Here is a 5,557-nt window from a genome sequence, read left to right as displayed (position 1 = left end):
AAAAGAAGAAGGCCGGTCCTTTTGGGACCGGCCTTCTGGGATAAAAACCCTGGCGATGACCTACTCTTGCATGGCTTAGGCCACACTACCATTGGCGCAGCTGCGTTTCACTTCCGAGTTCGGGATGGGATCGGGTGGTTCCACAGCGCTATGGTCGCCAGGGAGAGGGTGGAGGGTCGCAGTAGCTGCGTCCAAAAAACGGACGGAGTTATGCGCTCACGCTCTCAAAGGGGGGACGTAGCGAACATTTTTTGGCTAGATCGTCGACACGTGTTGTCGAGGATAAGGCGTCTTGAGGTTATATGATCAAGCCTCACGGATCATTAGTATCAGTTAGCTCAACACATTGCTGTGCTTACACACCTGACCTATCAACCACCTAGTCTTGATGGTTCCTTTAGGGGACTTAAAGTCCCGGGAGATCTCATCTTGAGGCACGCTTCCCGCTTAGATGCTTTCAGCGGTTATCGTTTCCGACCATAGCTACCCGGCAATGCCATTGGCATGACAACCGGAACACCAGGGGGTCGTCCACTCCGGTCCTCTCGTACTAGGAGCAGCCCCTCTCAAATCTCCAACGCCCACGACAGATAGGGACCGAACTGTCTCACGACGTTCTGAACCCAGCTCGCGTACCACTTTAAATGGCGAACAGCCATACCCTTGGGACCGACTACAGCCCCAGGATGTGATGAGCCGACATCGAGGTGCCAAACACCGCCGTCGATATGAACTCTTGGGCGGTATCAGCCTGTTATCCCCGGAGTACCTTTTATCCGTTGAGCGATGGCCCTTCCATACAGAACCACCGGATCACTAAGACCTACTTTCGTACCTGCTTGATCCGTCGATCTTGCAGTCAAGCACGCTTATGCCTTTGCACACAGTGCGCGATGTCCGACCGCGCTGAGCGTACCTTCGTGCTCCTCCGTTACTCTTTGGGAGGAGACCGCCCCAGTCAAACTACCCACCATACATGGTCCCCGACCCGGATAACGGGCCCAGGTTAGAACGTCAAGCACATCAGGGTGGTATTTCAAGGATGGCTCCATGCGAACTAGCGTCCATACTTCATAGCCTCCCACCTATCCTACACAGACGAACTCAACGTTCAATGTAAAGCTATAGTAAAGGTTCACGGGGTCTTTCCGTCTTGCCGCGGGAACGCTGCATCTTCACAGCGATTTCAATTTCACTGAGTCTTGGGTGGAGACAGCGCCGCTGTCGTTACGCCATTCGTGCAGGTCGGAACTTACCCGACAAGGAATTTCGCTACCTTAGGACCGTTATAGTTACGGCCGCCGTTTACCGGGGCTTCGATCAAGAGCTTCGCCTTGCGGCTAACCCCATCAATTAACCTTCCGGCACCGGGCAGGCGTCACACCCTATACGTCCACTTTCGTGTTTGCAGAGTGCTGTGTTTTTGATAAACAGTCGCAGCGGCCTGGTTTCTGCGGCCCTGACGAGCTCAGCTATGCATATAGCCACCCATCAAGGCGTACCTTCTCCCGAAGTTACGGTACCATGTTGCCTAGTTCCTTCACCCAAGTTCTCTCAAGCGCCTGAGAATTCTCATCCTACCCACCTGTGTCGGTTTACGGTACGGTCTGCGTGACCTGAAGCTTAGAGGCTTTTCCTGGAAGCGTGGTATCAGTGACTTCGTCCTAATAGAACTCGTCTCGGTGCTCGGCATAGATGAGCGCGGATTTGCCTACGCTCAATGCCTACCTCCTTTCCCCGGGACAACCAACGCCCGGTACACCTAACCTTCTCCGTCCCCCCATCGCAGTCACGCGAGGTGCTGGAATATTAACCAGCTTCCCATCGACTACACCTTTCGGTCTCGCCTTAGGGGCCGACTCACCCTGCACCGATTAACGTTGTGCAAGGAAACCTTGGGCTTTCGGCGTGCGGGTTTTTCACCCGCATTATCGTTACTTATGTCAGCATTCGCACTTCCGATACCTCCAGCAGGCTTCTCAACCTACCTTCAACGGCTTACGGAACGCTCCTCTACCGCGTACATCAAAGATGCACACCCCAAGCTTCGGTATACCGCTTAGCCCCGTTAAATCTTCCGCGCAGGCCGACTCGACCAGTGAGCTATTACGCTTTCTTTAAAGGATGGCTGCTTCTAAGCCAACCTCCTGGCTGTCTGTGCCTTCCCACATCGTTTTCCACTGAGCGGTAATTTGGGGACCTTAGCTGTGGGTCTGGGTTGTTTCCCTTTTCACGACGGACGTTAGCACCCGCCGTGTGTCTCCCGCATAGTCTGTCTTGGTATTCGGAGTTTGCCATGGTTTGGTAAGTCACAATGACCCCCTAGCCATAACAGTGCTCTACCCCCAAGAAGATTCGTGCGAGGCGCTACCTAAATAGCTTTCGAGGAGAACCAGCTATCTCCGGGTTCGATTAGCTTTTCACTCCTAGCCACACCTCATCCCCTACTTTTGCAACAGGAGTGGGTTCGGGCCTCCAGTCGGTGTTACCCGACCTTCACCCTGGGCATGGCTAGATCACCCGGTTTCGGGTCTATTGCCTGCAACTATGCGCCCTATTCAGACTCGGTTTCCCTTCGCCTCCCCTATACGGTTAAGCTTGCTACAGACAATAAGTCGCTGACCCATTATACAAAAGGTACGCAGTCACGGAACAAGTCCGCTCCCACTGCTTGTACGCACACGGTTTCAGGTTCTATTTCACTCCCCTCGCCGGGGTTCTTTTCGCCTTTCCCTCACGGTACTGGTTCACTATCGGTCGGTCAGGAGTATTTAGCCTTGGAGGATGGTCCCCCCATATTCAGACAGGGTTTCACGTGCCCCGCCTTACTCATCATCATCTACTAGGCCCTTTCACATACAGGGCTATCACCTTCTACGGCTGGCCTTTCCAAGCCATTTTGCTAGAACCTAATAGACTTCAGGGCTGGTCCCCGTTCGCTCGTCACTACTGGGGGAATCTCGGTTGATTTCTTTTCCTACGGTTACTGAGATATTTCAGTTCACCGCGTTCGCCTCGTACAGCTATGTATTCACTGCACGATACTGCCGAAGCAGTGGGTTTCCCCATTCGGACATTTCCGGATCAATGTCTGTTGCCGACTCCCCGGAACTTTTCGCAGGCTGCCACGTCCTTCATCGCCTCTGACCGCCAAGGCATCCACCGTGTGCGCTTATTCGCTTGACCATATAACCTCAAGTCGCCTCGAAGTCATCGTTTTCGCAAATAGTTACAACGATTAAACTCAATAAGGAATCCTTGACCAGGATTCCCGCCTTAGCCTCTACGACACGTGTTGATGACAATTTCGTCTCAAACGCTCGCTACGTCCCATGTTTTCAAAGAACACGACGCCAGGCCTGTGCCTGTCGTCTAAATCTTTTGTGTGCGCTGTCATTCCACTGACGTTTGCTACCGCTGGACACTGGTGGAGCCAGTCGGGATCGAACCGACGACCCCCTGCTTGCAAAGCAGGTGCTCTCCCAGCTGAGCTATGGCCCCGTGATAGGTTTTCGTGGCTGGCTAGGCGCCGAACTGCGATGCGGGCTGACGCCCGTGAGCGGTTCGGCAACGACGCCAGACGCGAAAATGGTGGGTCTAGGAGGACTCGAACCTCCGACCTCACCCTTATCAGGGGTGCGCTCTAACCACCTGAGCTACAGACCCAGGCCGGATCACGTTGTGGAATGCAGGAAACTTGTGCGGACGCCTGGCGAGTGAAGACTCGTCATGCTCAAAAGGAGGTGATCCAGCCGCACCTTCCGATACGGCTACCTTGTTACGACTTCACCCCAGTCATGAATCACACCGTGGCAAGCGTCCTCCTTGCGGTTAGACTACCTGCTTCTGGTGCAACCCACTCCCATGGTGTGACGGGCGGTGTGTACAAGGCCCGGGAACGTATTCACCGCGGCAATGCTGATCCGCGATTACTAGCGATTCCGACTTCACGGAGTCGAGTTGCAGACTCCGATCCGGACTAGGATGGGGTTTCTGGGATTGGCTCCACCTCGCGGCTTCGCGACCCTCTGTCCCCACCATTGTAGTACGTGTGTAGCCCTGGTCGTAAGGGCCATGATGACTTGACGTCATCCCCACCTTCCTCCGGTTTGTCACCGGCAGTCTCCTTAGAGTTCCCGACATTACTCGCTGGCAACTAAGGACAAGGGTTGCGCTCGTTGCGGGACTTAACCCAACATCTCACGACACGAGCTGACGACAGCCATGCAGCACCTGTCTCACGGTTCCCGAAGGCACCCCTCTATCTCTAAAGGGTTCCGTGGATGTCAAGACCAGGTAAGGTTCTTCGCGTTGCATCGAATTAAACCACATACTCCACCGCTTGTGCGGGCCCCCGTCAATTCCTTTGAGTTTCAGTCTTGCGACCGTACTCCCCAGGCGGCGGACTTAACGCGTTAGCTTCGACACTGAGCTCTCAATTGAGCCCAACGTCCAGTCCGCATCGTTTAGGGCGTGGACTACCAGGGTATCTAATCCTGTTTGCTCCCCACGCTTTCGTGCCTCAGCGTCAGTACTGGTCCAGGTGGCTGCCTTCGCCATAGATGTTCCTCCCGATCTCTACGCATTTCACTGCTACACCGGGAATTCCACCACCCTCTACCGTACTCTAGCCTGCCAGTATCCACCGCAATTCCCAGGTTGAGCCCGGGGCTTTCACGGCAGACTTAACAAACCGCCTACGCACGCTTTACGCCCAGTAATTCCGAGTAACGCTTGCACCCTTCGTATTACCGCGGCTGCTGGCACGAAGTTAGCCGGTGCTTATTCTTTGGGTACCGTCATGAACCCAGGTTATTAACCCAGATCTTTTCTTCCCCAACAAAAGTGCTTTACAACCCGAAGGCCTTCTTCACACACGCGGCATGGCTGGATCAGGCTTGCGCCCATTGTCCAATATTCCCCACTGCTGCCTCCCGTAGGAGTCTGGACCGTGTCTCAGTTCCAGTGTGGCTGATCATCCTCTCAGACCAGCTACGGATCGTCGCCTTGGTGAGCCATTACCTCACCAACAAGCTAATCCGACATCGGCTCATCTTCTCGCGCGAGGCCTTACGGTCCCCCGCTTTCACCCTCAGGTCTTATGCGGTATTAGCGTAAGTTTCCCTACGTTATCCCCCACAAGAAGGTAGATTCCGATGTATTCCTCACCCGTCCGCCGCTCGCCGCCCACAGTATTGCTACTGCTGCGCTGCCGCTCGACTTGCATGTGTTAGGCCTGCCGCCAGCGTTCACTCTGAGCCAGGATCAAACTCTTCAGTTAAAGCTAAAAGCTTTTTCTGCAGATGTCCGACCATGGCTTTATTTCACTTGATTACTCAAACGACTTAAAGCTTTTTTGGCTAGACGTCTGCAAGTTTTGGACTCATCCATCACCCGTCAGGCGCCCGCACAAATTTCCTGCGCACACTGTCAAAGATCGTCAGCTTGCGGCGCCTTCCGGCTGCCGCGTCCCAAGGCGTTTCGCTCAAGGGAGCCGCACATTATAGAGCAGTTTCGTAGGACGTCAACACCCTAAACCGTCCTTTTTTCACCCCCT

The 5,557-nt window shown here is 54.3% G+C and carries 2 tRNA genes and 3 rRNA genes; all 5 read right to left on the bottom strand.

The window, feature by feature from the left end:
- Window positions 1–47: 47 nt before the first annotated feature.
- Window positions 48–162, bottom strand: a 5S ribosomal RNA gene (rrf, locus tag ACYVGY_RS13595).
- Between the two features lie 140 nt (window positions 163–302).
- A 23S ribosomal RNA gene (locus ACYVGY_RS13590) occupies window positions 303–3,186 on the bottom strand.
- A gap of 239 nt (window positions 3,187–3,425) precedes the next feature.
- Window positions 3,426–3,501: transfer RNA gene (locus ACYVGY_RS13585), tRNA-Ala, on the bottom strand.
- Between the two features lie 88 nt (window positions 3,502–3,589).
- Window positions 3,590–3,666, bottom strand: a tRNA-Ile gene (locus ACYVGY_RS13580).
- A 70-nt stretch (window positions 3,667–3,736) separates the two neighbouring features.
- Window positions 3,737–5,281: ribosomal RNA gene (locus tag ACYVGY_RS13575) — 16S ribosomal RNA — on the bottom strand.
- Together the 16S, 23S and 5S rRNA genes with 2 tRNA genes alongside form the textbook arrangement of a ribosomal RNA operon.
- Between the last annotated feature and the right edge of the window lie 276 nt (window positions 5,282–5,557).

This window comes from Arenimonas alkanexedens, from assembly GCF_054781355.1.
Note: the sequence above shows the minus strand (reverse complement) of the source record. Positions and strands in the feature narration are given on the sequence as shown.